Origin of the sequence: Pseudomonas sp. HY7a-MNA-CIBAN-0227 (assembly GCF_040310325.1) — a bacterium.
Classification (GTDB): domain Bacteria; phylum Pseudomonadota; class Gammaproteobacteria; order Pseudomonadales; family Pseudomonadaceae; genus Aquipseudomonas.
In genome coordinates, this window is record NZ_JBEOPT010000003.1 from 14955 (window position 1) to 36391 (window position 21437).

At 59.2% G+C, this 21437-nt stretch carries 21 protein-coding genes and 1 pseudogene; 8 read left to right on the forward strand and 14 right to left on the reverse strand.

Going from position 1 to position 21437, the window contains the following annotated elements; all coding sequences use genetic code 11:
- Positions 1 to 255: 255 nt before the first annotated feature.
- The 10 genes from AAEZ06_RS06105 to rpoE all read right to left on the reverse strand — a co-directional run bounded on the left by AAEZ06_RS06105 (position 256) and on the right by rpoE (position 10007).
- Positions 256 to 1236, reverse strand: coding sequence for a GlxA family transcriptional regulator (locus tag AAEZ06_RS06105; protein ID WP_149413560.1), 981 nt, complete (start codon positions 1234 to 1236; stop codon positions 256 to 258).
- A 117-nt stretch (positions 1237 to 1353) separates the two neighbouring features.
- Positions 1354 to 2118: an ABC transporter ATP-binding protein gene (locus AAEZ06_RS06110; protein ID WP_149413561.1), complete on the reverse strand. Its 765-nt coding sequence runs from the start codon at positions 2116 to 2118 to the stop codon at positions 1354 to 1356.
- Between the two features lie 27 nt (positions 2119 to 2145).
- Entirely contained in the window at positions 2146 to 3258 is a 1113-nt protein-coding gene (locus AAEZ06_RS06115) for a succinylglutamate desuccinylase/aspartoacylase family protein (protein ID WP_149413562.1), read from the reverse strand.
- Position 3259: 1 nt separating this feature from the next.
- The gene (locus AAEZ06_RS06120) at positions 3260 to 3958 is read right to left on the reverse strand and encodes an ABC transporter permease (RefSeq protein ID WP_133099259.1); all 699 of its coding nucleotides are present in this window, start codon (positions 3956 to 3958) and stop codon (positions 3260 to 3262) included.
- On the reverse strand, positions 3955 to 4644 hold the full coding sequence (locus AAEZ06_RS06125; RefSeq protein ID WP_350613471.1) for an ABC transporter permease: 690 nt from the start codon (positions 4642 to 4644) through the stop codon (positions 3955 to 3957). Before AAEZ06_RS06125 ends, AAEZ06_RS06120 begins: the two co-directional genes overlap by 4 nt.
- A gap of 93 nt (positions 4645 to 4737) precedes the next feature.
- A complete protein-coding gene (gene aotJ, locus AAEZ06_RS06130) occupies positions 4738 to 5535 on the reverse strand; it encodes an L-arginine-binding protein AotJ (protein ID WP_149413563.1) in 798 nt (265 codons plus the stop codon).
- Between the two features lie 614 nt (positions 5536 to 6149).
- A complete protein-coding gene (locus tag AAEZ06_RS06135; protein WP_149413564.1) occupies positions 6150 to 7586 on the reverse strand; it encodes a DegQ family serine endoprotease in 1437 nt (478 codons plus the stop codon).
- Between the two features lie 244 nt (positions 7587 to 7830).
- Positions 7831 to 8790: a MucB/RseB C-terminal domain-containing protein gene (locus AAEZ06_RS06140; RefSeq protein WP_149413565.1), complete on the reverse strand. Its 960-nt coding sequence runs from the start codon at positions 8788 to 8790 to the stop codon at positions 7831 to 7833.
- A 16-nt stretch (positions 8791 to 8806) separates the two neighbouring features.
- Positions 8807 to 9394 (reverse strand): sigma-E factor negative regulatory protein, encoded by a 588-nt coding sequence (locus AAEZ06_RS06145; protein ID WP_350613474.1) that lies wholly within the window; start codon positions 9392 to 9394, stop codon positions 8807 to 8809.
- Between the two features lie 31 nt (positions 9395 to 9425).
- Positions 9426 to 10007, reverse strand: a complete 582-nt coding sequence (rpoE, locus tag AAEZ06_RS06150; protein ID WP_133099265.1) for an RNA polymerase sigma factor RpoE/AlgU — start codon at positions 10005 to 10007, stop codon at positions 9426 to 9428.
- A gap of 469 nt (positions 10008 to 10476) precedes the next feature.
- On the opposite strand from rpoE, the gene nadB reads away from it, so the two are divergent.
- A complete protein-coding gene (gene nadB, locus AAEZ06_RS06155) occupies positions 10477 to 12093 on the forward strand; it encodes an L-aspartate oxidase (RefSeq protein WP_133099266.1) in 1617 nt (538 codons plus the stop codon).
- Here the strand turns inward: nadB and AAEZ06_RS06160 are convergent.
- Both AAEZ06_RS06160 and AAEZ06_RS06165 read right to left on the reverse strand, forming a co-directional pair.
- Positions 12062 to 12514 (reverse strand): hypothetical protein, encoded by a 453-nt coding sequence (locus tag AAEZ06_RS06160; protein ID WP_149414323.1) that lies wholly within the window; start codon positions 12512 to 12514, stop codon positions 12062 to 12064. The genes nadB and AAEZ06_RS06160 overlap by 32 nt on opposite strands.
- On the reverse strand, positions 12498 to 12752 hold the full coding sequence (locus AAEZ06_RS06165) for an FAD assembly factor SdhE (RefSeq protein WP_003212000.1): 255 nt from the start codon (positions 12750 to 12752) through the stop codon (positions 12498 to 12500). The genes AAEZ06_RS06160 and AAEZ06_RS06165 overlap by 17 nt, the downstream gene beginning before the upstream one ends.
- Positions 12753 to 12890: 138 nt before the next feature.
- On the opposite strand from AAEZ06_RS06165, the gene ygfZ reads away from it, so the two are divergent.
- Together ygfZ and AAEZ06_RS06175 are read left to right on the forward strand one after the other, a co-directional pair.
- A complete protein-coding gene (gene ygfZ, locus AAEZ06_RS06170) occupies positions 12891 to 13832 on the forward strand; it encodes a CAF17-like 4Fe-4S cluster assembly/insertion protein YgfZ (RefSeq protein ID WP_149414322.1) in 942 nt (313 codons plus the stop codon).
- A 36-nt stretch (positions 13833 to 13868) separates the two neighbouring features.
- Positions 13869 to 14690, forward strand: a complete 822-nt coding sequence (locus tag AAEZ06_RS06175; RefSeq protein WP_149414321.1) for an HDOD domain-containing protein — start codon at positions 13869 to 13871, stop codon at positions 14688 to 14690.
- A 65-nt stretch (positions 14691 to 14755) separates the two neighbouring features.
- Here the strand turns inward: AAEZ06_RS06175 and tctE are convergent, their stop codons facing one another.
- A complete protein-coding gene (gene tctE, locus AAEZ06_RS06180) occupies positions 14756 to 16141 on the reverse strand; it encodes a two-component system sensor histidine kinase TctE (RefSeq protein ID WP_350613478.1) in 1386 nt (461 codons plus the stop codon).
- A complete protein-coding gene (gene tctD, locus AAEZ06_RS06185; RefSeq protein WP_133099271.1) occupies positions 16134 to 16805 on the reverse strand; it encodes a two-component system response regulator TctD in 672 nt (223 codons plus the stop codon). The genes tctE and tctD overlap by 8 nt, the downstream gene beginning before the upstream one ends.
- A 237-nt stretch (positions 16806 to 17042) precedes the next feature.
- On the opposite strand from tctD, the pseudogene AAEZ06_RS28530 reads away from it, so the two are divergent.
- The 5 genes and pseudogenes from AAEZ06_RS28530 to AAEZ06_RS06210 form a co-directional block, all read left to right on the forward strand.
- Positions 17043 to 17291 (forward strand): annotated as a pseudogene (locus tag AAEZ06_RS28530) (hypothetical protein); the annotation flags it as partial.
- A 49-nt stretch (positions 17292 to 17340) separates the two neighbouring features.
- On the forward strand, positions 17341 to 18336 hold the full coding sequence (locus tag AAEZ06_RS06195; RefSeq protein WP_371923915.1) for a Bug family tripartite tricarboxylate transporter substrate binding protein: 996 nt from the start codon (positions 17341 to 17343) through the stop codon (positions 18334 to 18336).
- 60 nt (positions 18337 to 18396) lie between these two features.
- On the forward strand, positions 18397 to 18855 hold the full coding sequence (locus AAEZ06_RS06200; RefSeq protein WP_149414318.1) for a tripartite tricarboxylate transporter TctB family protein: 459 nt from the start codon (positions 18397 to 18399) through the stop codon (positions 18853 to 18855).
- A gap of 1 nt (position 18856) precedes the next feature.
- Positions 18857 to 20371 (forward strand): tripartite tricarboxylate transporter permease, encoded by a 1515-nt coding sequence (locus AAEZ06_RS06205; protein WP_350613480.1) that lies wholly within the window; start codon positions 18857 to 18859, stop codon positions 20369 to 20371.
- Complete coding sequence (locus tag AAEZ06_RS06210; protein WP_149414316.1) at positions 20364 to 21401, forward strand: AbrB family transcriptional regulator; 1038 nt, start codon at positions 20364 to 20366, stop codon at positions 21399 to 21401. Before AAEZ06_RS06205 ends, AAEZ06_RS06210 begins: the two co-directional genes overlap by 8 nt.
- Positions 21402 to 21437 lie beyond the last annotated feature (36 nt).

Below are 21437 nucleotides of genomic sequence, written 5' to 3' on the forward strand. Positions count from 1 at the left end.
AGCGACAACTTCTTATAGCGCCAACCCGCGATTTACACGGGTTTACGCCAATGCGACAAATAGCGTCGCAATGGCGCAGTTTAAACCGTGTGTGGGCCTTGTGGGCAGCAACAACGATATTGAGCCCCTGCCCCGCGAGTTGCTGGAAATAACCACTCAATGACGACTCCAACGTGAGCGGCAATCCGCTGCCAGCACAAAGCCTTGAGCTGTTGCGCGCCCACTACCAGCAAACAGGAGCCAATGGAAGAGTGATCAACCGCGTTCGGACGGTACCGACGACAACTCGAACGGGCTGCTACTGCGCCGATGGTTTCGGTCTTCGCGAGGGGTGGCGCCAAAGAAGTTGCGGTAGGCGCTGGAGAAGTGCGGCCCCGAGGAGAAGCCGCAGGACAAGCCGATCTGGATGATCGACTTGCTGGTTTGCATCAACATTTGCCGGGCCTTGTTCAGGCGCAGCTCCAGGTAATACTGGCTGGGGACGCGGTTGAGATATTGCTTGAAGATCCGTTCCAACTGTCGTCGCGACACGCATACGTGCTGGGCGATTTCGTCGGTGGTCAGCGGCTCTTCGATGTTAGCCTCCATCAACAACACTGCCTGGGTCAGCTTTGGATGGCTGGAACCCAGGCGGTTTTGCAGAGGGATACGTTGGCGCTCGCCGCCTTCGCGGATGCGCTCCACCACCAGTTCTTCCGAGACGGCACCGGCCAGTTCGGCGCCGTGGTCACGGGCCAATACCGCCAACAACAGATCGAGTACCGACATGCCACCACAGGCGGTCAGGCGATCACGGTCCCAGTCAAACAGATGGCTGGTGGCGATAACCTTGGGGAAACGTTCGGCAAAATCGTCCTGCCAGCGCCAATGCACGGCGGCGCGATAACCATCAAGAAGACCAAGCTGGGCCAACGGATAGACGCCCGCTGACAAGCCACCAATCACACACCCGGCGCGAACCAGTTGCTTGAGGGCGCTACTCAGCGGTGAAGCGATAACGATCGGCGGCTCATCGGCCAGCAGGAACAGCTTTTGAAAGCCTTCCAGCTTGCCGGCCCAAGGCTCACCCGGCAATTGCCAAGCGCCGTCGACCGGCGGTTCGGCCTGCAAGAACGACAGCTCGTAAACCACGTCCGGATGCACCCGCTGAGCAACGCGCAAGGCCTCCTCAGCCAGCGCAAGCGTCAGGGCTTTTGTGCTGGGCCAAATCAGGAAACCAATGCGATGGGCGGTCATGGAGTGCTATCCGAAACGAAAAACAGTGTTAAAGGCCGAAAGCGGCAACCACCAACATAGTGCATGTGGCGCGAAGCGCGAAGCATGCCCTAAATGGGTGCACAACGGCAGTCTTGATTACTTCAAGCTGCCGGAAAGAAACTGTTGCAGACGCTCCGATTGCGGATTGACCAGCACTTCGCGCGGGTCGCCACGTTCTTCGACGATACCTTTGTGCAAGAACACCAACTGGTTGGAGACTTCGCGGGCAAAGCCCATTTCGTGGGTCACCACCACCATGGTCCGACCTTCCTGGGCCAGGTCCTTCATCACCTTGAGCACTTCGCCTACCAATTCAGGGTCGAGGGCCGAGGTGGGTTCGTCGAATAGCATCACTTCGGGTTCCATCGCCAGGGCACGGGCAATCGCCACGCGTTGCTGCTCGCCGCCGGACATATGGCCGGGGAAAGCATCCTTGCGATGGCTCACGCCAACCTTGGCCAGGTAATGCTCAGCCTTTTCCCTAGCTTCTTTTTTCGACATGCCGAGAACGTGGACCGGCGCCTCCATGACGTTTTCCATCGCCGTCATGTGGGACCACAGGTTGAAGTGCTGGAACACCATCGACAGTCGCGAACGCATGCGTTGCAGCTGCTTGGGGTCCGCGGCCTTCATCGCGCCGTCCTTATTGGCCACCAGCTTGAGCTCTTCGTTGTTAAGCAGAATCCGGCCAGCGTGGGGTTGCTCCAGCAGGTTGATGCAGCGCAAAAAGGTACTTTTACCCGAGCCACTGGAACCGATGATGCTGATCACATCACCTGCCGAGGCGGCCAGGGACACACCTTTGAGCACTTCATGACTGCCATAGCGTTTATGCAGGTCTTGGACTTCAAGTTTGTACATGCGATCGGTTCTCACAAAAACAGTGGGTCAGTCGTTCAGCAAGGGCCCATGACGCAGCGCTTCGCGCCCCGCCACCTTGGCCAGCCAAAAACCTGCTTGGGCATAACGTAGCCGTTCAACGGCAAACAGCACTCCGGACGTGCCAGCGCAAACAATGCTGACCTGATCGGACAAGGGGTCAATCACTTCAAACAGCGGCTCGCCCGCCTCCACCCAAGTACCCGGCGCAAGCAGGAAGCTGATAACGCCAGCGTGGGGCGCGAAGAGCATTTCGGTGCCTTCAAACGGCATGCCTTCACACGGTTCGTGCTGCGGCGCTGGCCAGTCACCTTTGATCAAGCCTTGCTCGGCGAGAAACGCGAGGATGCCTTCAGCATGGAAGATCGCCTCGTCTCGACCGGTGTCGGACTGGCCGCCCAGCTCCAGGGTCGTGGACATGCACGCCAGGGGAATCTGCGCCTCGGGGAACTGCCGGGATAAACGCAACCACGGCACCGAGCAGGCTTCGTCAAAGGAGTTGCCACCGGAGTCTTCCGCCAGCAATCCGACCTTCACATTCAAATGCGCCGACAACGAACGCCACTGCGGCCAATGCTGCGGCAGCGCGTACATGTGCAACGCAGCTTCGCAATCGCAATGCAGGTCGAGGACCACATCGGCGGTGCAGGCATGACTGAGCAGCAGCCGCTGCATGCCCTGTAACTGGCTGGCAGCCGGCGGCAAAGCGTTGAGCACATCGGTCATGGCCTGGCGGATCAGCCGGACATTCGCGTGAGGGTCATCACCCAGACGACCTTCCAGCAACCGCCCGACCGACTCACTCAACTCGACGAAATCACGGTTGAAATTCTTGCCGGTGCCCGCCTCGAAACGCCCCTGATGACCGCCCTGCAGCAACTGGCCCAACCCCATCGGGTTAGCCACTGGAACCAACTCAATCACCCCGTTAAGGGCGCCTTGTTGTTCCAGTTCGGTCAGGCGCTTTTTCAGCTCCCAGGCGGTACGCATGCCGGGCAATTCATCGGCGTGCAGGCTGGCCTGGATGTAGGCCTTGCGCTCGCCGCTGCCGAAACGGAACACCGTCAGTTGGCGTTCACAACCCAGGTGACCCCAGGGCAACAGATGATCGATACGTTCCATATCAATGCTTCCGTGGAGCCAGGTAGCTGAGCCAGCGGCGCTCGGCCAACTTGAACAGGCGCACCAGGATGAAGGTCAGGCACAGATAGAACACACCAGCGGTAATGTAGGCTTCAAACGGCAAGTAATACTGGGCGTTCACCGTGCGCGCGGCACCGGTGATATCGATCAACGTGACGATGGAGGCCAGGCTGGTGGTCTGCAGCATCATGATTACTTCGTTGCTGTACTGCGGCAGCGCCCGGCGCAAGGCCGACGGCAACAAGATGCGGCGATACAGTTTGTAACGCGACATGCCCATGGCCTTGGCCGCTTCGATCTCGCCATTGGGCGTGGACTTGAGGCTGCCGGCGATGATCTCGGCGGTGTAGGCGCTGGTGTTGATGGCAAAGGCCAGGCAGGCGCAGAAGGTCGCACTGGACAGCAACGGCCAGAGGAAACTTTCGCGCACAGCTTCAAACTGGGCCAGACCGTAGTAGATCAAGAACAGCTGCACCAGCATCGGCGTGCCGCGGATCACATAGGTATAGAGCCAGGCGACGCCATTGATAATCGGCTGCTTGGACACGCGCATCAGGCCCAGGGGCAAGGCAGCGAGCAAACCGAAGAACAGCGAGATGGCCAGCAATTTCAGGGTGGTCAGCAAACCGCCGAGGTACAGCGGCATAGCCTCCCAGATGACGTTGTAGTCGAAGATCATAGATCAGCCGCCCTTACGCCTACCGAGTAGCGCTTCTCAAGATAACGCAGGGCCAGCAACGAGACGCTGGTGATCACCAGGTACATCGCCGCCACTGCGAGGAAGAAGGTAAAAGGTTCGCGGGTGGCATCGGCCGCCTGCTTGGCCTTGAACATCATGTCTTGCAGGCCCACCACGGAAATCAGCGCGGTGGCCTTGGTCAGTACCAGCCAGTTGTTGGTGAAACCGGGGATCGCCAGACGAATCATCTGCGGCACCATCACCTGGAAAAACACCTGAAAACTGCTCATGCCGTAGGCGAGACCGGCTTCGGCCTGGCCCTTGGGGATTGCCATAAAGGCGCCACGGAAAGTCTCCGAGAGGTAGGCGCCAAAGATGAAACCCAGGGTGCCAATACCGGCGACCAAGGGGTTCAAGTCAATATAGTCGTCGTAGCCCAGCAGCGGCGCGACGCGGTTCAACAGGTCCTGACCGCCGTAGAAAATCAGCAGGATCAGCACCAGGTCGGGAATCCCACGGATCACCGTCGAATACAAATCGCCCAGCCAGGCCAACCAACGCACCGGCGACAGGCGTAACGCGACCCCGATCAAACCCAGAACAATGGCCAGGGCCATGGACGACAAGGCGAGCTGAAGCGTCAACCATGCGCCATCGAGGATGACAGCCCCGTAGCCTTTCAACATGATTCAGGTCCTCGAAAAGGGGGGGATGAAAAAATGGCGCAAACTTCAGAGACCCTGTTGTTTGCGCCATTTCAGACAGACCGCTGCGATAAGTTAGTTGGCCGCTTTTGTGTCAGCGCCGTAAATATCGAAGTTGAAGTACTTGTCCTGGATAAGCTTGTATTTGCCGTTGGCGCGGATCGCGTCAATGGCAGCATTGATCCGGTCCAGATTGGCCTTGTCGCCTTTGCGTACTGCAATGCCTACGCCGTCGCCGAAGTATTTGACGTCGGTGAAGGATGGGCCGACAAACGCATAACCTTTACCGGCTGGCGTATCAAGGAAACCTTCCTGCAACAGGGTGGCGTCTGCCACGGTACCGTCAAGGCGACCAGCTTCCACGTCCAGGTAGATTTCGTTCTGCGAGCTGTAAGGAACCACGGTGGCGCCTTTAGGTGCCAAGACTTCCTTGGCGAAACGGTCGTGGATCGAACCGCGCTGCACGCCGATTTTCTTGCCTTTCAACTCATCCAGGCTGTCGCTGACAACGGTACCTTCCTTCAACGCCAGACGCGCTGGGGTCAGGTAGTAGCGGTTAGTGAAGTCCACAGACTTCTTGCGGTCATCAGTGATGGACATGGACGATAGGATCGCGTCGATCTTGCGCACTTTAAGCGCTGGGATCAGGCCGTCGAACTCTTGCTCGACCCACGTGCACTTGACCTTCATCTCTTCGCACAGGGCGTTGCCGATGTCGTAGTCAAAACCAACGATGCTGCCGTCCGGTGCTTTCGAGGCAAACGGAGGGTAAGCCGCTTCGATACCAATCTTCAGGGGTTTTTCATCGGCGGCGAAGGCCTGCATCGACAGGACGGACAGCGCCAGGGCGCCCAACAGCACGAGTTTCTTCATCTTGGGACTCCATCGGTATAGGGCAAAAACAGCAGTATGAGCCATGGCCCACGATGCAACTGAGTGAAACCGAATAGCGGCGCTTCGTCCTACGCAAATTCAACAGCAGCGACGGCGAGCGAGTGATCGGCATTCTAACGACAGGGCGGAAGCCGATATTTCCTCAATGCGACAACAACTTACAGAAGCACCGAGAAAGCGGTTCCAGCGCATTGACAGCCCCTTGATTTTATGCAGAGGCTAAAGATATTAAACCTGTTATCACTGCAAGTTACAGGCCCATTATTCGCAAACCCTTCTAGTCCGGCAAGTCTGGCGTTTAATCTTATTTTCGGGCGTATCTAAAATGGGCGTTTAAGGGGTGCTGGCGTAGCACTTTGCCTCATGTTTGGGCAGCGGGTTACACATTTAGGTGGCTGGGTAACATTCAGAAACCTCCCACCATGAAAACCGATATTTATTTACCTCGCGGCTGGAGTGGTCTGTCAGACAGTCATTGCAGAACTGGCTTTAGCGGTGTTGCTGATGGTCGGCCCCTCACCCTAGCCCTCTCCTCCACCCAATAAAAAGCCCCGCTCTCTTGCATCGAGAGCAGGGCTTTTTACTGGGCTGGTTTACTCAGCCAGTTTGAAGGTAATGAAACTGGCACGACCCTGACGCAGGACGCGCATCGACACCGAACGATTCTTCGGCAATGCCTTGGCGATGTCGGTGAACTCCTTGGTGGAGTTGATCGCCTGATTGTTCAGGTGAGTAATGACATCCCCCGGCTGCAGGCCGATCAACGCCGCAGGGCCGTCCTGAACCTCCTTGATGACCACACCGCTTTTCAAGTCGAAGCTTTTTTTCTGCTCTTCGGTCAGCTCGACCACGGCAATGCCCAGGCGATTGCTACTCCGTTCGGCGCCGGACTTGCTGCCTAGGGCATCAAGCGCCTGGCCTTCTTCCGGGATGGCACCTACGGTCAGCTCGACGTTCTGGCGCTTGCCTTCGCGAATCACTTCCAGCTTGGCCTTGCTACCGGCCTTGAGCGCACCTACCAGGTGCGGCAAGTCAGCAGACATTACGATCGGCTGACCGTTCATGCTCAGAATCACGTCACCCACTTGCAGGCCACCTTTGGCAGCCGGTCCGTCATCCTGGATCTGCGCGACCAAGGCACCGGCCGGCTTGTCCAGGCCGAAGGACTCAGCCAGGTCCTTGTTCACTTCCTGAATCACCACGCCCAACCAGCCACGACTGACCTTGCCACCGTCTTTCAACTGGTTGGAAACGTCCATGGCCACGTCGATTGGAATCGCGAACGACACGCCCATGAAACCACCGGAACGGGTGTAGATCTGCGAGTTGATACCCACCACTTCGCCCGCCAGGTTGAACAATGGACCGCCGGAGTTGCCCGGGTTGATCGGCACGTCGGTCTGGATGAACGGCACGTAGTTTTCGTTCGGCAGGCTGCGACCGATGGCGCTGATGATGCCCTGGGTCACGGTGTGGTCGAAGCCAAACGGCGAACCGATGGCGACCACCCATTGCCCTGCTTTCAAGTCCTGGGATTTGCCCAGCTTCAGGACCGGCAGGTCCTTGCCTTCAATCTTCAGCAAAGCCACGTCGGAACGTGGATCAGTGCCGACAAGCTTGGCCTTGAGCTCACTGCGATCAGCCAGGCGCACGAGAATTTCGTCGGCATCAGCGATCACATGATTGTTAGTGAGAATGTAGCCATCGGGCGAAATGATGAAGCCCGAACCCAGCGATTGAGCTTCGCGCTGACCGCCACCGCCGCCACGGGGTGACCGTGGCTGGGGCATGCCACGCTCGAAAAACTCCCGCAACATCGGTGGCAGACCTTCAAGGTCTGGCATCTGCTGGTTGGATACTTTGCGGTCCGGTAGCTTCTGGGTGGTGCTGATATTCACAACGGCAGGCGACGCCTGCTCCACCAGTTGGGTGAAGTCAGGCAGCTCGGCCGCTTGCGCGGTAACGGCCTGACCCAGCACCAGCACCGTGGCGACTATGGATAGGTAAGACTTCAAACGTGGTATCGACATACAGCTCCCGTTACGACGAGCAGGGTTGAGCGACAGGGTTCAATAAACGCCGGAGACTGCCACCGGTATTTTTGTTCCGCGAACAAAACAAGGCCAGAGCCGAGAAACTCTGACCTATAAAAAACATAGTAGGATTTTGCAAGTGAAAATACTGTCCAGACATTTCATTTTCTCAACCGCAAGGCAGGCATCGACCGGCTCCTGCACAACAGTGAAACGTCAGGATGAACATAGTATTAACAGCTCATTGCTTGGAGGGTGTCGCGCCACTGCGAACCGACAACGCAATCCTTTCAGCGGTACCAATCGGAATTTCGCCAACAACCGTCGCCATCATCTGGCCTTCGGGCGTATCCAAACGTCGCGACACCGCCACCGTCGGCCCTAACTGCACACGGGTCTCGTTCACAGTTGCGTCATCAAGCGGCTCAAGAAACACCGAAAAGCGTGCGAGCCCGTCCTCGTACATCAGACTGTTGACCACAACGTGGGTCTGCGCGTCTTTGCGGACGCTGCTGCGACTTAACTGGAAGCCCGGCGGCAGCCAATCCAGATGCCAAGCCTGAGCGCCCCCGTCTTGCGGTGTATTATTACTCGCTAGCACTACGGGCTTGCAGTCATTACTGGGCTGCAATTGGCGCTCACCGGGCACATCTGAGGTGTTCAACTGAGTGAATTGGAATCGCTCCAGCAACTGCCCCTTGTCATTAAGCAACAATGACTTCAATGGCAACGCGGTTTCACGATCCAGATGCAACTCGAAGCCATACCGGTACGGGTCACGAGGCGTCAGCGTCACGATCACCGCATTACGGCCAGCCACGCGCGACTTGCCAATAACGGCAAGGTCGTAGAAAGCTTTGAGTTTTGGGGGGTCAAGAGCGCGGGCAGGAGAGCCCGAAGAATCACCGAGACCGGCAACCAGAGTGCCGCTGACGCACTGGGTACGCCCATCGACACGAACAACTTCCTGGGCGGAGCCGTCAAGCTGCAACAGCCGCTCGCGAACCTGACCATTCTGGACACGATGCCAGATGTCATGGGTAGAAAAACTACCGTTACGCTCGTAGATGAAGGTGCCTTGGAAGCTTTGCTGCTGCTCGGCACGCCCAAGACGAGTCAGCCAATCTTGGGCTTCCTCGGCATGGGCGGGTACTGCAGACCAGCCACTGAGCAAAAGCGCAAGGAGCGGTATGGCGCGCATAAGGCTCCTTAACGGTTTAGCGGTTTTCCAGGCTTGCAGCGCGAGCGTATGGCAGTGCACTTTCAGTGCCTTTCAAGGCCGATTCCTGTGCATGTTGGCGCAGGTAGCCTGGAAGACGCTGATCCTGCCAGCCGGACTGCCCCTGAAGCACGCCGCTGGCCATTGGGCCAGTAGCGTCGGAGCTTTCCTTGTAGCCGGCCAGTACGGCTGGACCCTTGACCTGCGGACCGGCCATGATCGGTTGCTGGGTTTGTTGGGCCAACTCGGCACCAGCAATCTCGTCCTGGTTGTACAGGCGCACACCGGCCAATACGGCCACAGTCACCGAAGCAGCAACTGCCAGACGACCCAGGCTACGCCAAGGACCGCGAACAGCTTTTGCCGGAACGGCTTCATCAGCCAGCGCAGCAGAAACGGCCGCAGCAATATCCAGACGAGGGATTAGTAGATCCTTGTGCATCACCGCCCGAGCGACTTGGTAACGAGACCAGGTATCACGGGTTTCGGCGTCATCAAATGCGTTAAGCACTCGACGAAGTTCCAGTTCATCCGCTTCGTTATCCATCACTGCGGACAGCGATTCCTGCAGGGCATCACGACTCATGGCGGTTCCTCTCTTGGCTGTCGCCGCTGTCTCAGTTTTCCTGCAACAACGGCTGCAGGGCTTTATCGATGGCTTCCCGAGCCCGGAAGATCCGGGAGCGTACGGTCCCCACCGGACACTGCATGACGCTCGCAATGTCTTCGTAACTCAGACCATCGAATTCACGTAAAGTTAATGCCGTACGTAAATCTTCTGGCAGTTGCTGAATCGTGCGATGGACGGTTCCTTCGATCTCGTCGCGCAGCAATGCACGCTCCGGCGACTCGAGATCCTTGAGGCCGTGATCACCATCGTAAAATTCTGCATCTTCCGAACTCACATCACTATCTGGCGGGCGGCGACCGCGAGAAACCAGATGGTTCTTCGCCGTGTTAATGGCGATGCGGTAAAGCCACGTGTAAAACGCACTATCACCGCGAAAATTACCGAGTGCACGATATGCCTTGATAAAGGCTTCCTGCGCTACGTCCTGCGCTTCATGGGTGTCGTGCACAAACCGCACGATCAACCCGAGAATTTTATGCTGGTATTTCAGCACTAGCAGATCAAATGCTCGCTTGTCGCCGCGTTGAACGCGCTCGACCAGCTGCTGATCCTCTTCCTGGGTTAGCATGAACACTCCTCGTTGTACTTGGAGGAGACTTGCATAACTGAACGTTCAGGCTTGCAAACATAGACTCGGACTTTTCGCAAAAGTTCTCCCCCTCCAAGCAAGTTTCCGGCGCGCACTGATTTGGCACACACGAAAAACGCAGCGCGGGCAACGCCGGCTGCGCGAATAATCTTGTCGCCGGATTTCTGACGCGCCTCATGTTAGAGGCCGATCAATAATTCCAACGCTTCCCAGCTTTCGGGCAACCTGCTATTGAGTCGGGGCTTATGCAAAAAGTTCCCACACCAATACCCGCAGGCTTGTGAAAGCCGTGCACTTCGTTGACCGTAATCTCACAATGCCACGAATGCCCGGCTATTGTGCCGATCCCCCCCTCTATATACTAGTGGGCCGTGTGACCCTTTGATTCGCCGATCCAGGCGTCCTGTTTGCGCCAACCCTTCGGATCGCTTTTTGCGGAATCCTTCAAATGAGCCAACAGTTTCAACACGATGTCCTGGTGATTGGCAGCGGCGCCGCAGGCTTGAGCCTTGCACTGACCCTGCCGCGCCATCTGCGCATAGCCGTACTGAGCAAGGGCGACCTGGCCAACGGCTCGACGTTCTGGGCCCAGGGAGGTGTCGCCGCGGTGCTGGATGACACCGATACGGTGCAATCCCATGTCGAAGACACTCTTAACGCCGGCGGCGGTCTGTGCAACGAAGACGCAGTGCGCTTCACCGTCGAGCACAGTCGCGAAGCCATCCAGTGGCTGATCGACCAGGGAGTGCCGTTCACCCGCGATGAACAATCCGGCACTGAAGACGGCGGCTTCGAGTTTCACCTGACCCGCGAAGGCGGCCACAGCCATCGGCGCATCATCCACGCTGCCGATGCCACCGGCGCCGCTATTTTCAAGACCTTGCTCGCCCAGGCCCGGCAACGACCGAATATCGAACTGCTGGAGCAACGGGTCGCCGTCGACCTGATCACTGAGAAACGCCTGGGCCTGCCCGGCGAACGCTGTCTCGGCGCCTACGTGCTCAACCGTGGCAGCGGCGAAGTCGATACCTACGGCGCTCGCTTCACCATCCTGGCCTCGGGCGGTGCGGCCAAGGTCTACCTCTATACCAGTAACCCTGATGGCGCCTGCGGTGATGGCATTGCCATGGCCTGGCGTTCGGGCTGCCGGGTAGCGAACCTGGAGTTCAACCAGTTCCACCCCACCTGCCTGTATCACCCACAAGCCAAGAGTTTCCTGATCACCGAAGCCCTGCGGGGCGAGGGCGCGCACCTGAAACTGCCCAACGGCGAACGTTTCATGCAGCGCTTCGACCCTCGAGCCGAACTGGCGCCCCGGGATATCGTGGCCCGCGCCATCGACCACGAAATGAAGCGCCTGGGCATCGACTGCGTCTACCTGGACATCAGCCACAAGCCCGAAGACTTCATCAAGACCCACTTCCCGACGGTCTACGAGCGCTGCCTGCAATTCAACATCGACATCACCAAAGGCCCGATCCCGGTGGTCCCAGCCGCGCACTACACCTGTGGCGGCGTCATGGTCGACCAACAGGGCCGCACCGACGTACCCGGCCTGTACGCCATCGGCGAAACCAGCTTCACCGGCCTGCACGGCGCCAACCGCATGGCCAGCAACTCGCTGCTGGAATGTTTTGTCTACGCACGCTCCGCCGCCGCCGACATCCTCGAACAGTTGCCGCGCATCCCGGTGCCGGCCGCCCTGCCCCGCTGGGACGCCAGCCAGGTCACCGATTCCGACGAAGACGTGATCATCGCTCACAACTGGGACGAGTTGCGGCGCTTCATGTGGGACTACGTGGGTATCGTGCGCACCAACAAGCGCCTGCAGCGGGCGCAGCATCGGGTGCGATTGTTGCTGGATGAGATCGACGAGTTCTACAGCAACTACAAAGTGAGCAGAGACCTGATTGAATTGAGGAACCTTGCTCAGGTAGCTGAACTGATGATCCGCTCGGCCATGGAACGCAAGGAAAGCCGAGGCCTGCATTACACCCTCGACTACCCGAACATGCTGCCGGTGGCCCTCGACACTATTCTGGTGCCAACCACCTACGGCGGCTGAACTTCAAGCGTACCCGCAGGCGCCGATGCACATCGCCAGCCTGCGAATCCTGCGGCACGCAGATCGAATGCACCCACCAGTCGCCCGGCAAACGAAAGCGCAGTACCACAATAAGCGGTAATGCCAGGCTGTCGGGGCGCAGTTGCACGCTGTGCCAGCCGCGCACTTCGCTCCACAACTGCCAACCGTCGGCGTCACGACGCAAGCCACGGATCGACGAACGGTGAGTCAACAGGATATGGCGTGGCAGGACCCAGCCGGCATGGGCCAGGCACAAGACTGCACCGAGACCGGTAACCCACAAGGGAACAGCAAGAAACAACAGCGCACCCAGCGCGAACGCCTGGGCGAGGAGATATGTCGCCAGCAATTGCCCGGAGGCCTGCCAGCGGCATTCAAAGGCATTATTTGGGCTGGACACGATCCAGAATCATCCGAACCATGCGCTGCAGCTCCGGATCTTCAGACTCGGCACGTTCCATGAACCAGCCAAACATGTCTTGGTCTTCGCATTCCAGCAGCTTGCGGTAGCAGTCGCGGTCGACATCGTTGAGGTGCGGGTAGACCTCCCTGACGAACGGCACCAGCAATACATCCAGCTCAAGCATGCCGCGACGGCTGTGCCAGTAGAGGCGATTGAGTTCTACATCTTCGACCATGGAGCGCTCCTCAAATAGAGCGCGAGTATACAGACCGACGTCGCCTGGAACAGCCGGCTTTGGTCGAGCACATGGAAACTACCCATTTACCGGGCGCCCCTCTATGATGCACCCATGACTTTCAACCTGCGATGACCCATGGCTGACTCTGCTTTCTTCTGCCCCCTATCCCACGAAGGCGTCCTGGCTGTACGCGGCGCTGACGCTGCCAAGTTCCTCCAGGGACAACTGACCTGCAACCTCAATTACCTCAGTGACACCCAGGCCAGCCTGGGTGCCCGCTGCACCCAAAAAGGGCGCATGCAGTCGAGCTTTCGCATTCTGTTGCAAGGTGATGGCGTGTTGTTGGCGATGGCCAGCGAACTGCTGGAAGCGCAACTGGCAGACCTGAAGAAATACGCTGTTTTCTCCAAATCCAAACTCACCGACGAAAGCGCCGCCTGGGTGCGTTTCGGCCTGGCGGATGCCGACCAGGCACTTGTCAGCCTCGGCCTTGAACTGCCGCCCGAGACCGATAGTGTCGCGCGCACCGAAGAATTGATCGCCATTCGCGTCTCCCCTGGCCGCGCCGAACTCTGGGCGCCAGCGGCAAACGCTGAAACCCTGCACAACCAACTGGCCGCCCTACTGGCCGAAGGCGACCTGAACCAGTGGTTGCTGGGGCAGATCCGCGCCGGTATCGGCCAGGTCATGCCACAGACCCGCGAACTATTCATCCCGCAGATGCTCAACCTGCAGGCCGTCGGCGGCGTCAGTTTCAAGAAAGGCTGCTACACCGGCCAGGAAATCGTCGCCCGCATGCAATACCTGGGCAAACTCAAGCGCCGCCTGTACCGCCTGAGCCTGGACGCCAGCGAATTGCCCGAGCCCGGTACACCGCTGTTTGCCCCAACGCACAACAGCGCCATTGGCGAAGTGGTGATCGCTGCCCGAGTTGACCAAGTGATTGAACTTCTAGCGGTGCTGCAAGCCGAAGCAGCAGATAGTGGCGATGTGCATTTAGGTACGCTGGAAGGACCGGGGCTGCACCTGCTCGACCTTCCTTACCAACTGGACCGAGATCGCGAGATCCAGCGTTAATCGCCGTACCCTTTTGCAACGCCCTAGAGAGTAGAAATGAACCAGCTGGCGGAAAAAGTCCAACAGGCTTTGGTTAAGGCCATCGATAACGATGACCTGGTTCTGCCAACGTTACCGGAAGTGGCCCTGGAAATTCGTCAGGCCGCCGAAGACCCGGACATCAGCATCAGCCGTTTGAGCAAAGTGATCGGCCGCGATACCGCCCTGTCGGCGCGGCTGATCAAAGTGGTCAATAGCCCCTTGCTGCGGGCGACCCAGGAAGTCACCGACCTGCACACCGCCATCACGCGCCTGGGCACCAACTACAGCAGCAACCTGGCCATTGGCCTGGTGATGGAGCAAATTTTTCACGCCCGCTCCGAAGTGATCGAGCAAAAAATGCGCGACGTCTGGCGCCGTAGCCTGGAAGTGGCGGGTGTCAGCTATGCACTGTGTCGTAACCACAACCAACTCAAACCTGATCAGGCGGCGCTGGGTGGCCTGGTGCATCAGATTGGCGTGCTGCCGATCCTCACCTATGCCGAAGATCACTATCAACTACTGTCTGACCCGGTCAGCCTTAATCATGTGATCGAAAGCATTCACCCGCTGCTGGGGGACAAACTGCTACGGGTCTGGGAGTTTCCGGAAATGCTGGTCAAGCTGCCGGGGCAGTACCTGGACCTGTGGCGTGACTCTGAACGCCTGGACTATGTCGACGTGGTGCAAGTGGCGGCGCTGTACTGCCACAAAGGCACTGATCACCCGTTGGCCGCGGTACCGTTGTCGATCTTGCCGGCCTTCAAGAAACTTAAGATCAATCCGGACAATCGCACCTTGAATGCCGATCTGGATGAAGCACGGTCGATGTTTTACTGAAAGCGAGCTTGCTCGCGAAGTACTCAAGGGCACTGAGAGCAAGAACTAGGCGCCCCCCCTCGCGCCTACAAGGAATTGAAGCTCACCCTAACCTTCAGCCCCGCCAGCTCACCATCATGCAGGCTGATCTTCGCCAGATGGGCCCGGCAGATTTCCCCGACAATCGCCAACCCCAGCCCTGAACCTGCGCCCTGCTGATTGCGCCGGTAAAACCGCTCAAACACCCGATCCCGCTCATCCAGTGGGATACCCGGTCCGTCGTCTTCCACTTCCAACACCGCCGGCGCCGTGACCCGCAGGATTACATTGCCGCCCGGTGGAGTGTGAGCCAGGGCGTTGTCCACCAGATTGCTCAGCAACTCATTTAACAAGGTTGGCTCGCCCCGCAACCACACCGGTTCGTCCGCCTCCAATGCCAGGGCAACACCACGGGCATGGGCCAGCGGCGCCATGGCCATGCCCAGTTCACGGGCCAATTGGCTCAAGTCCAGCAACTGCGCACCACCTTCGGCAATGGCCCGGGCGCCGTTTTCGATACGGGCCAAGGACAACAATTGATTAGCCAGGAGGGTCAGGCGATCAGTGCCTTGAGCGACGGTTTCCAGGGTAGTACGCCAAGTGGCCGGGTCTTCGGCGCGCAAACCCAGTTCAAGGCGGGCCTTAAGCGCCGCCAACGGGGTGCGCAATTCATGGGCGGCATCGGCAATAAACTGCGCCTGGCGCTCGAACTGCCCGCGCAGGCGTTCGGTGAAATGGTTCAAGGCCCGCACCAGCGGACCCAATTCGTGCTGTACTTCCACCAGCGGCAGGGGCCGCAAATCATCTGGCTGGCGTTCCTCCACTGCCGTGCGCAACCGCTCCAGTGGACGCAGCGCCGCACTCACCGCAAACCACACCAGCAGCAAGGCACCGATGGCCAGCATCCCCAGGCGCAGCAAGGTGTCGGCCATCAGGCTGCGGGCCATGCTGACCCGTGCTTCGTCGGTTTCGGCCACGCGAATTTCCGCCATGCCATTCATGTTCGGCTCCGACACCGCCTTGAGCAGGCTCACCACCCGCACGTTCTGCCCCTGATAGCGGGCGTTGTAGAAGCGCGCCAGGGCCGGGTAATCATCCGTGCGCAATGTGCCCGGTGGCGGGCCTGGCAGATTTTCGTAACCGGAAATCAGCTTCTGATGAATGTCATTGACCTGGTAGTAAATCCGCCCGGCGCTGTCGTAGGCGAACGTGTCCAGCGCCACATAGGGCACGTCGGCGCTGAGGGTGCCGTCACGTTGGGACAGCCCAGCAGAAATGGTTCGCGCCGACGCCAGCAGGGTGCGGTCATACGCCGTGTCGGCCGCTTCGCGACCATTCCAGTAAGCGCTCAAGCCGCTGGCCAGCATCAACACCACCAGCAACAAGGCCAGGTTCCACAGCAAGCGCCAGCGCAGGCTGCTGGGCTTATGCATCGCGCGCTTCCAGCAAGTACCCCAGGCCACGGAAGGTGACGATCGCCACCGGTTGGCCATCGAGTTTCTTGCGCAGGCGGTGGACGTAGATTTCGATGGCGTCCGGGCTGGCCTCTTCATCCAGGCCAAACACCTGGGACGCCAACTGCTCCTTGCTCATGACCCGGCCTGGGCGGGCGATCAACGCTTCCAGCACCGCCTGTTCGCGGGAAGTCAGGGTCAGCAGTTCGCCGCCCAAGGTAAAGCGCCGGGTGTCGAGGTCGTAGACCAGCACGCCGCAGGCCTGCTGGCGCTCACCGCCCAACACGCTGCGGCGCAGCAATGCCTTGACCCGCGCTTCCAGTTCCGTCAGTTCGAACGGTTTGGCCAGATAATCATCCGCGCCAAGGTTCAACCCATGCACCCGGTCCTTCACGTCACTGCGGGCGGTCAACATCAATACCGGAAGATTCTTTCCACGGGCCCGCAAGCGCGCCAGCACCTCGAAACCGTCCATGCGCGGCAAGCCCACATCAAGGATCGCCACCGCGTACTCCTCGCTGCTCAAGGCCAGGTCCGCCGCCACGCCATCGTGCAGCACATCCACCGTCAAACCCGTGCTCTTAAGCGCCTGGGCGACACTTTCAGCTAGCTGCAAATGGTCTTCGACCAGAAGGACACGCATGGATTTTTACCTCATTCAGGGATGGCCGGCGCCACACTTTGCGGGGGAGTTTACAGGCGTCCCCCACGCTGTGAAGCCCGAAAACATTGAAAGGTTGCTGAAAGGTTAGTGAAAGCTTCGCCCATTAGCATCCAATTGCGGTGGGTTACGACTTGCCAAGCTATTTCACCGATAGCGCCCGAAAAACGCCTCGACGCGTTTTCGCCAAAATAAGAACAATAACGGAGTGCACCAACGATGCTGTCGACACAGCCCCAGGCCTGCCCACCTGCTCGTTCTTCTCGCCTGCCCCAGACTGTCCTTGCCGGCTTTTCGCCGCTTGCCCAGGCTGCCTTCTTCGAAAACAACAACAGCCGTTTCCTGAGTGGTGCCACCGGCAAGCACTTCGACTTCGATGGCGTGGGCTACGAGCTCACCGCCAGCTACCACTTCCCCCAACTCGACGACGTGTATCGCAAACATTGCCTCAGCCTGGTGGCCTCGCGCGCTGGGTAGTGCCTGGTAATAGACACACCCCATAACAACAATGAAGGAAATCCACATGACCTTATCACTGCACAAATTTGTTTTGGCGGCCGGCTGCATGCTGTTCGCCGGCCAGTTGCTGGCCGCATCCACCGCCGAGCCCAGGCGTCCGGAATGTATCGCTCCGGCGTCCCCAGGCGGGGGCTTTGACCTGACCTGCAAACTGGTACAAAGCGCGCTGGTCAACGAAAAGCTGCTGAGCAAGCCGATGCGCGTGACCTACATGCCCGGCGGCGTCGGCGCGGTGGCCTACAACGCGGTGGTGGCCCAGCGTCCAGCCGATGCCGGCACCCTGGTGGCCTGGTCCAGCGGTTCGCTGTTGAACCTGGCCCAGGGCAAGTTCGGTCGCTTCGATGAAACCAACGTTCGTTGGCTGGCGGCGGTCGGCACCAGCTACGGCGCCATTGCAGTGAAAAACGATTCACCCTACAAAAACCTCGATGATCTGGTCCAGGCGCTGAAGAAAGACCCGAGCAAAGTCGTCATCGGTTCCGGCGGCACCGTCGGCAGCCAGGACTGGATGCAAACCGCGCTGATCGCCAAGGCCGCCGGAATCAACCCACGCGACCTGCGTTACGTGGCACTGGAAGGCGGCGGTGAAATCGCCACTGCCCTGCTCGGCGGCCACATTCAGGTGGGCAGCACCGACATCTCCGACTCCATGCCCCACATCTTGAGCGGTGACATGCGCCTGCTGGCGGTGTTCTCCGAGGAGCGTCTGGACGAGCCGGAAATGAAGAACATCCCGACAGCCAAGGAGCAAGGCTACGACATCGTCTGGCCAGTGGTCCGTGGTTTCTACCTCGGGCCAAAAGTCAGCGACGAAGACTACGCCTGGTGGAAAGACGCCTTCGACAAACTGCTGGCTTCCGAAGACTTCGCCAAGCTGCGTGATCAGCGCGAGCTGTTCCCGTTTGCCATGACCGGCCCGGAGCTGGACACCTACGTGAAGAAACAGGTGGCTGACTACAAAGTGCTGGCCAAAGAATTTGGCCTGATTCAGTAATCGCCCCTTGTTTGCGCGGCCACGCCCTTGTGCATAAAAGGCGTGGCCCAGGAGTTTTCCATGCTCTTACAACGCATTTTTGCTGCAGTGCTATTGCTGGCCTGTGCCGGCCTGGCACTGATGGCCTGGCCGTATCAGGCGTCTTTTTCCTACGAACCCGTAGGGCCGCGTGCCTATCCGCTGCTGATGCTCGGGCTGATGAGCCTGGCCCTGATCTACATGCTGATTCGCCCGCAGCCAACCAAACACAGCGACGAAGAACCACCGTTGGATCAAGAAACGCTGATCAAGATCGGAATCTGCGTGGTGTTGTTGCTGGTGTTCGCTGGCACCTTCGAATCCCTGGGTTTCATTCTCAGCAGCATATTGATCGGCATTCCGATGGCACGGCTGTATGGCGGTCGCTGGCTGCCCAGCGTGGTGATCATCACCTTGATAAGCGTCGGCCTTTATCTGCTGTTCGATAAAGCCATGGATGTACCGCTGCCCCTCGGTCTGCTCGACGTTTTGGAGAACTGATATGGATACGCTAGGCTATTTGGGCCAGGGCTTCGGCGTCGCGCTGACCCCCTACAACCTGATAACCGCACTGTGCGGCACCTTGATCGGTACCGTGGTCGGCCTGCTGCCGGGCCTGGGCCCGATCAACGGCGTGGCACTGTTGATCCCCATCGCTTTCGCTTTGGGCCTGCCGCCAGAGTCGGCTTTGATCCTGTTGGCAGCCGTGTACTTGGGCTGCGAATACGGCGGCCGGATCAGCTCGATCCTGCTGAATATCCCGGGCGAGGCGTCCACCGTGATGACCACCCTCGACGGCTACCCGATGGCCCGCAAAGGCCTGGCCGGCGTGGCGTTGTCGCTGTCGGCGTGGAGTTCGTTCATCGGTGCGTTTATTGCCACCTGCGGCATGGTGCTGTTCGCCCCATTGCTGGCCAAATGGGCGATCGCCTTCGGCCCGGCGGAATACTTCGTACTGATGGTATTCGCCATTGTCTGCCTGGGCGGCATGGCCGGTGACAAACCGCTGAAAACCTTTGTCGCGGCGCTGATCGGCCTGTTTCTGTCAGCCGTCGGTATCGACGCCAACAGCGGCGTGTACCGTTTTACCGGTGACAACATTCACCTGACTGACGGCATCCAATTCGTGGTGCTGGTGCTGGGCCTGTTCTCCATCAGTGAGATCCTGTTGCTGTTGGAAAAAACCCATCGCGGCCAGGAAGCAGTGAAAGCCACCGGCCGGATGATGTTCAACTTCAAGGAAGCGTCGGCGGTGTTCGTGGTGAACATTCGTTGCGGCCTGCTGGGCTTCATCATGGGCGTATTACCGGGTGCCGGTGCGACATTGGCGTCCGCTGTTGCCTACATGACCGAGAAACGTATCGCTGGTGACAGCGGTACATTCGGCCAGGGTGACAAGCGCGGCCTCGCCGCCCCGGAAACCGCCATTGGTGCGGCGGCGTGCGGCGCTCTGGTACCGATGCTGACCCTCGGCGTCCCCGGTTCCGGTACCACCGCTGTAATGATCGGCGCTCTGTCGCTGTACAACATCACCCCTGGCCCGCTGCTGTTCCAACAGCAACCGGACATCGTCTGGGGTCTGATCGCGTCGTTGTTTATCGCCAACCTCATGCTGGTTATCCTCAACATTCCGATGATCCGCATCTTCACCCGCATACTTGCGGTACCGAACTGGGCGCTGGTGCCGGTAATCGCCATCATCACCGCGATTGGCGTCTACGCCGTTCACGCCACTACCTTCGATCTGTTCCTGATGATCGGTATCGGAATCTTCGGTTACATCCTGCGCAAGCTGGACTTCCCGCTGTCGCCGGTGTTGCTGGGCTTTATTCTCGGCGGTCTGATGGAGCAGAACCTGCGCCGTGCGCTGTCGATCTCCAACGGTGAACTGCAAATCCTCTGGTCGAGCCCGATCACCTTTGGCGTCTGGGTGCTGACTGCGCTGATGCTGTTGTTCCCGCTGATCCGCATCTGGCGCAAGCGTTCCCTGCAGCGTCGTGCCGTGGCCGATGTCTGAGGTCACCTTTAGACACTGGTGGGGAACACCACTGGTCGGCCTGGCAGGCGGTTACCTCGCCAGCCAGATCGGCTGGCCGCTGCCATGGATGGTCGGCTCGTTGCTGGCGATCATCCTGGTGCGCTGCCTGACGCCGTGGCAATTGGCAGAAATCCCCGGCGGGCGCAAATGCGGCCAATGGGTGGTAGGCATCGGCATCGGCCTGCACTTCACCCCCGTGGTGATCGAGCAGGTGATGAGCCACTTCGGCCTGATCTTCTTTGGCGCGCTGGTCACCAGCCTGTCGAGCATTGTCGGTGTGTGGTTGATGCGCCGCAGTGGTGAAGACCGCGCCACCGCGTTTTTCTCCAGCATGCCCGGGGGCTCCGGCGAGATGGTCAACCTCGGAGCACGCAATGGTGCGGTACTCAGCCGGGTGGCGGCGGGGCAAAGCTTGCGGGTGTTGGTGGTGGTGCTATGCGTGCCGGCGGCCTTCAAGTATCTGCTGGGCGAAGGCACCCCACAACTTCATCCGGCAGCCGTCAACTGGGTCTGGCTGACGCTGCTGTTTCCCTTGGGTGCATGGGTGGCCTGGGGGTGGCAGCGTTTGCGTCAGCCCAATCCGTGGTTGTTCGGGCCGTTGCTGGTCAGTGCCATCGTCAGTATTACCTGGGACCTGCACATCGGCCTGCCCGATGGAGGTAGCCAGATCGGCCAGTGGCTGATCGGCAGTGGCCTGGGCTGCCACTTCAACCGGCAGTTCTTTCGACGTGCACCGGCGTTCATGGGCCGTACCTTGATCGGCACGGCGTTGACCATGGCGATCGCGACCCTGGCAGCGGTGGGTTTGAGTGCCCTGACACAGTTGGATCTACGCTCGCTGACCCTGGGCATGATGCCCGGCGGTATTGCCGAGATGAGCCTGACGGCAGAAACCCTGCAACTGTCGGTACCGTTGGTGACGGCAATGCAGGTAATGCGGTTGTTGTTTGTGTTGTTTCTGGCAGAGCCGTTGTTCCGGCATTGGAACCGGCAGCCGGAGAAAACCTAGAATTTTCCCTTTTTGGCGAGTGGCGCTTGTGCCCTC

What these genes read in the sequence shown, in the direction of transcription:
- ygfZ (WP_149414322.1), top strand. Translation starts at nt 12,891, where the DNA reads ATGGCTGACTCTGCTTTCTTCTGCCCCCTATCCCACGAAGGCGTCCTG.
- tctD (WP_133099271.1), bottom strand. Translation starts at nt 16,805, where the DNA reads ATGCGTGTCCTTCTGGTCGAAGACCATTTGCAGCTAGCTGAAAGTGTC.
- AAEZ06_RS06110 (WP_149413561.1), bottom strand. Translation starts at nt 2,118, where the DNA reads ATGTACAAACTTGAAGTCCAAGACCTGCATAAACGCTATGGCAGTCAT.
- nadB (WP_133099266.1), top strand. Translation starts at nt 10,477, where the DNA reads ATGAGCCAACAGTTTCAACACGATGTCCTGGTGATTGGCAGCGGCGCC.
- AAEZ06_RS06115 (WP_149413562.1), bottom strand. Translation starts at nt 3,258, where the DNA reads ATGGAACGTATCGATCATCTGTTGCCCTGGGGTCACCTGGGTTGTGAA.
- AAEZ06_RS06145 (WP_350613474.1), bottom strand. Translation starts at nt 9,394, where the DNA reads ATGAGTCGTGATGCCCTGCAGGAATCGCTGTCCGCAGTGATGGATAAC.
- AAEZ06_RS06210 (WP_149414316.1), top strand. Translation starts at nt 20,364, where the DNA reads ATGTCTGAGGTCACCTTTAGACACTGGTGGGGAACACCACTGGTCGGC.
- AAEZ06_RS06135 (WP_149413564.1), bottom strand. Translation starts at nt 7,586, where the DNA reads ATGTCGATACCACGTTTGAAGTCTTACCTATCCATAGTCGCCACGGTG.
- AAEZ06_RS06105 (WP_149413560.1), bottom strand. Translation starts at nt 1,236, where the DNA reads ATGACCGCCCATCGCATTGGTTTCCTGATTTGGCCCAGCACAAAAGCC.
- aotJ (WP_149413563.1), bottom strand. Translation starts at nt 5,535, where the DNA reads ATGAAGAAACTCGTGCTGTTGGGCGCCCTGGCGCTGTCCGTCCTGTCG.
- AAEZ06_RS06120 (WP_133099259.1), bottom strand. Translation starts at nt 3,958, where the DNA reads ATGATCTTCGACTACAACGTCATCTGGGAGGCTATGCCGCTGTACCTC.
- tctE (WP_350613478.1), bottom strand. Translation starts at nt 16,141, where the DNA reads ATGCATAAGCCCAGCAGCCTGCGCTGGCGCTTGCTGTGGAACCTGGCC.
- AAEZ06_RS06125 (WP_350613471.1), bottom strand. Translation starts at nt 4,644, where the DNA reads ATGTTGAAAGGCTACGGGGCTGTCATCCTCGATGGCGCATGGTTGACG.
- AAEZ06_RS06175 (WP_149414321.1), top strand. Translation starts at nt 13,869, where the DNA reads ATGAACCAGCTGGCGGAAAAAGTCCAACAGGCTTTGGTTAAGGCCATC.
- AAEZ06_RS06140 (WP_149413565.1), bottom strand. Translation starts at nt 8,790, where the DNA reads ATGCGCGCCATACCGCTCCTTGCGCTTTTGCTCAGTGGCTGGTCTGCA.
- AAEZ06_RS06200 (WP_149414318.1), top strand. Translation starts at nt 18,397, where the DNA reads ATGCTCTTACAACGCATTTTTGCTGCAGTGCTATTGCTGGCCTGTGCC.
- AAEZ06_RS06165 (WP_003212000.1), bottom strand. Translation starts at nt 12,752, where the DNA reads ATGGTCGAAGATGTAGAACTCAATCGCCTCTACTGGCACAGCCGTCGC.
- rpoE (WP_133099265.1), bottom strand. Translation starts at nt 10,007, where the DNA reads ATGCTAACCCAGGAAGAGGATCAGCAGCTGGTCGAGCGCGTTCAACGC.
- AAEZ06_RS06205 (WP_350613480.1), top strand. Translation starts at nt 18,857, where the DNA reads ATGGATACGCTAGGCTATTTGGGCCAGGGCTTCGGCGTCGCGCTGACC.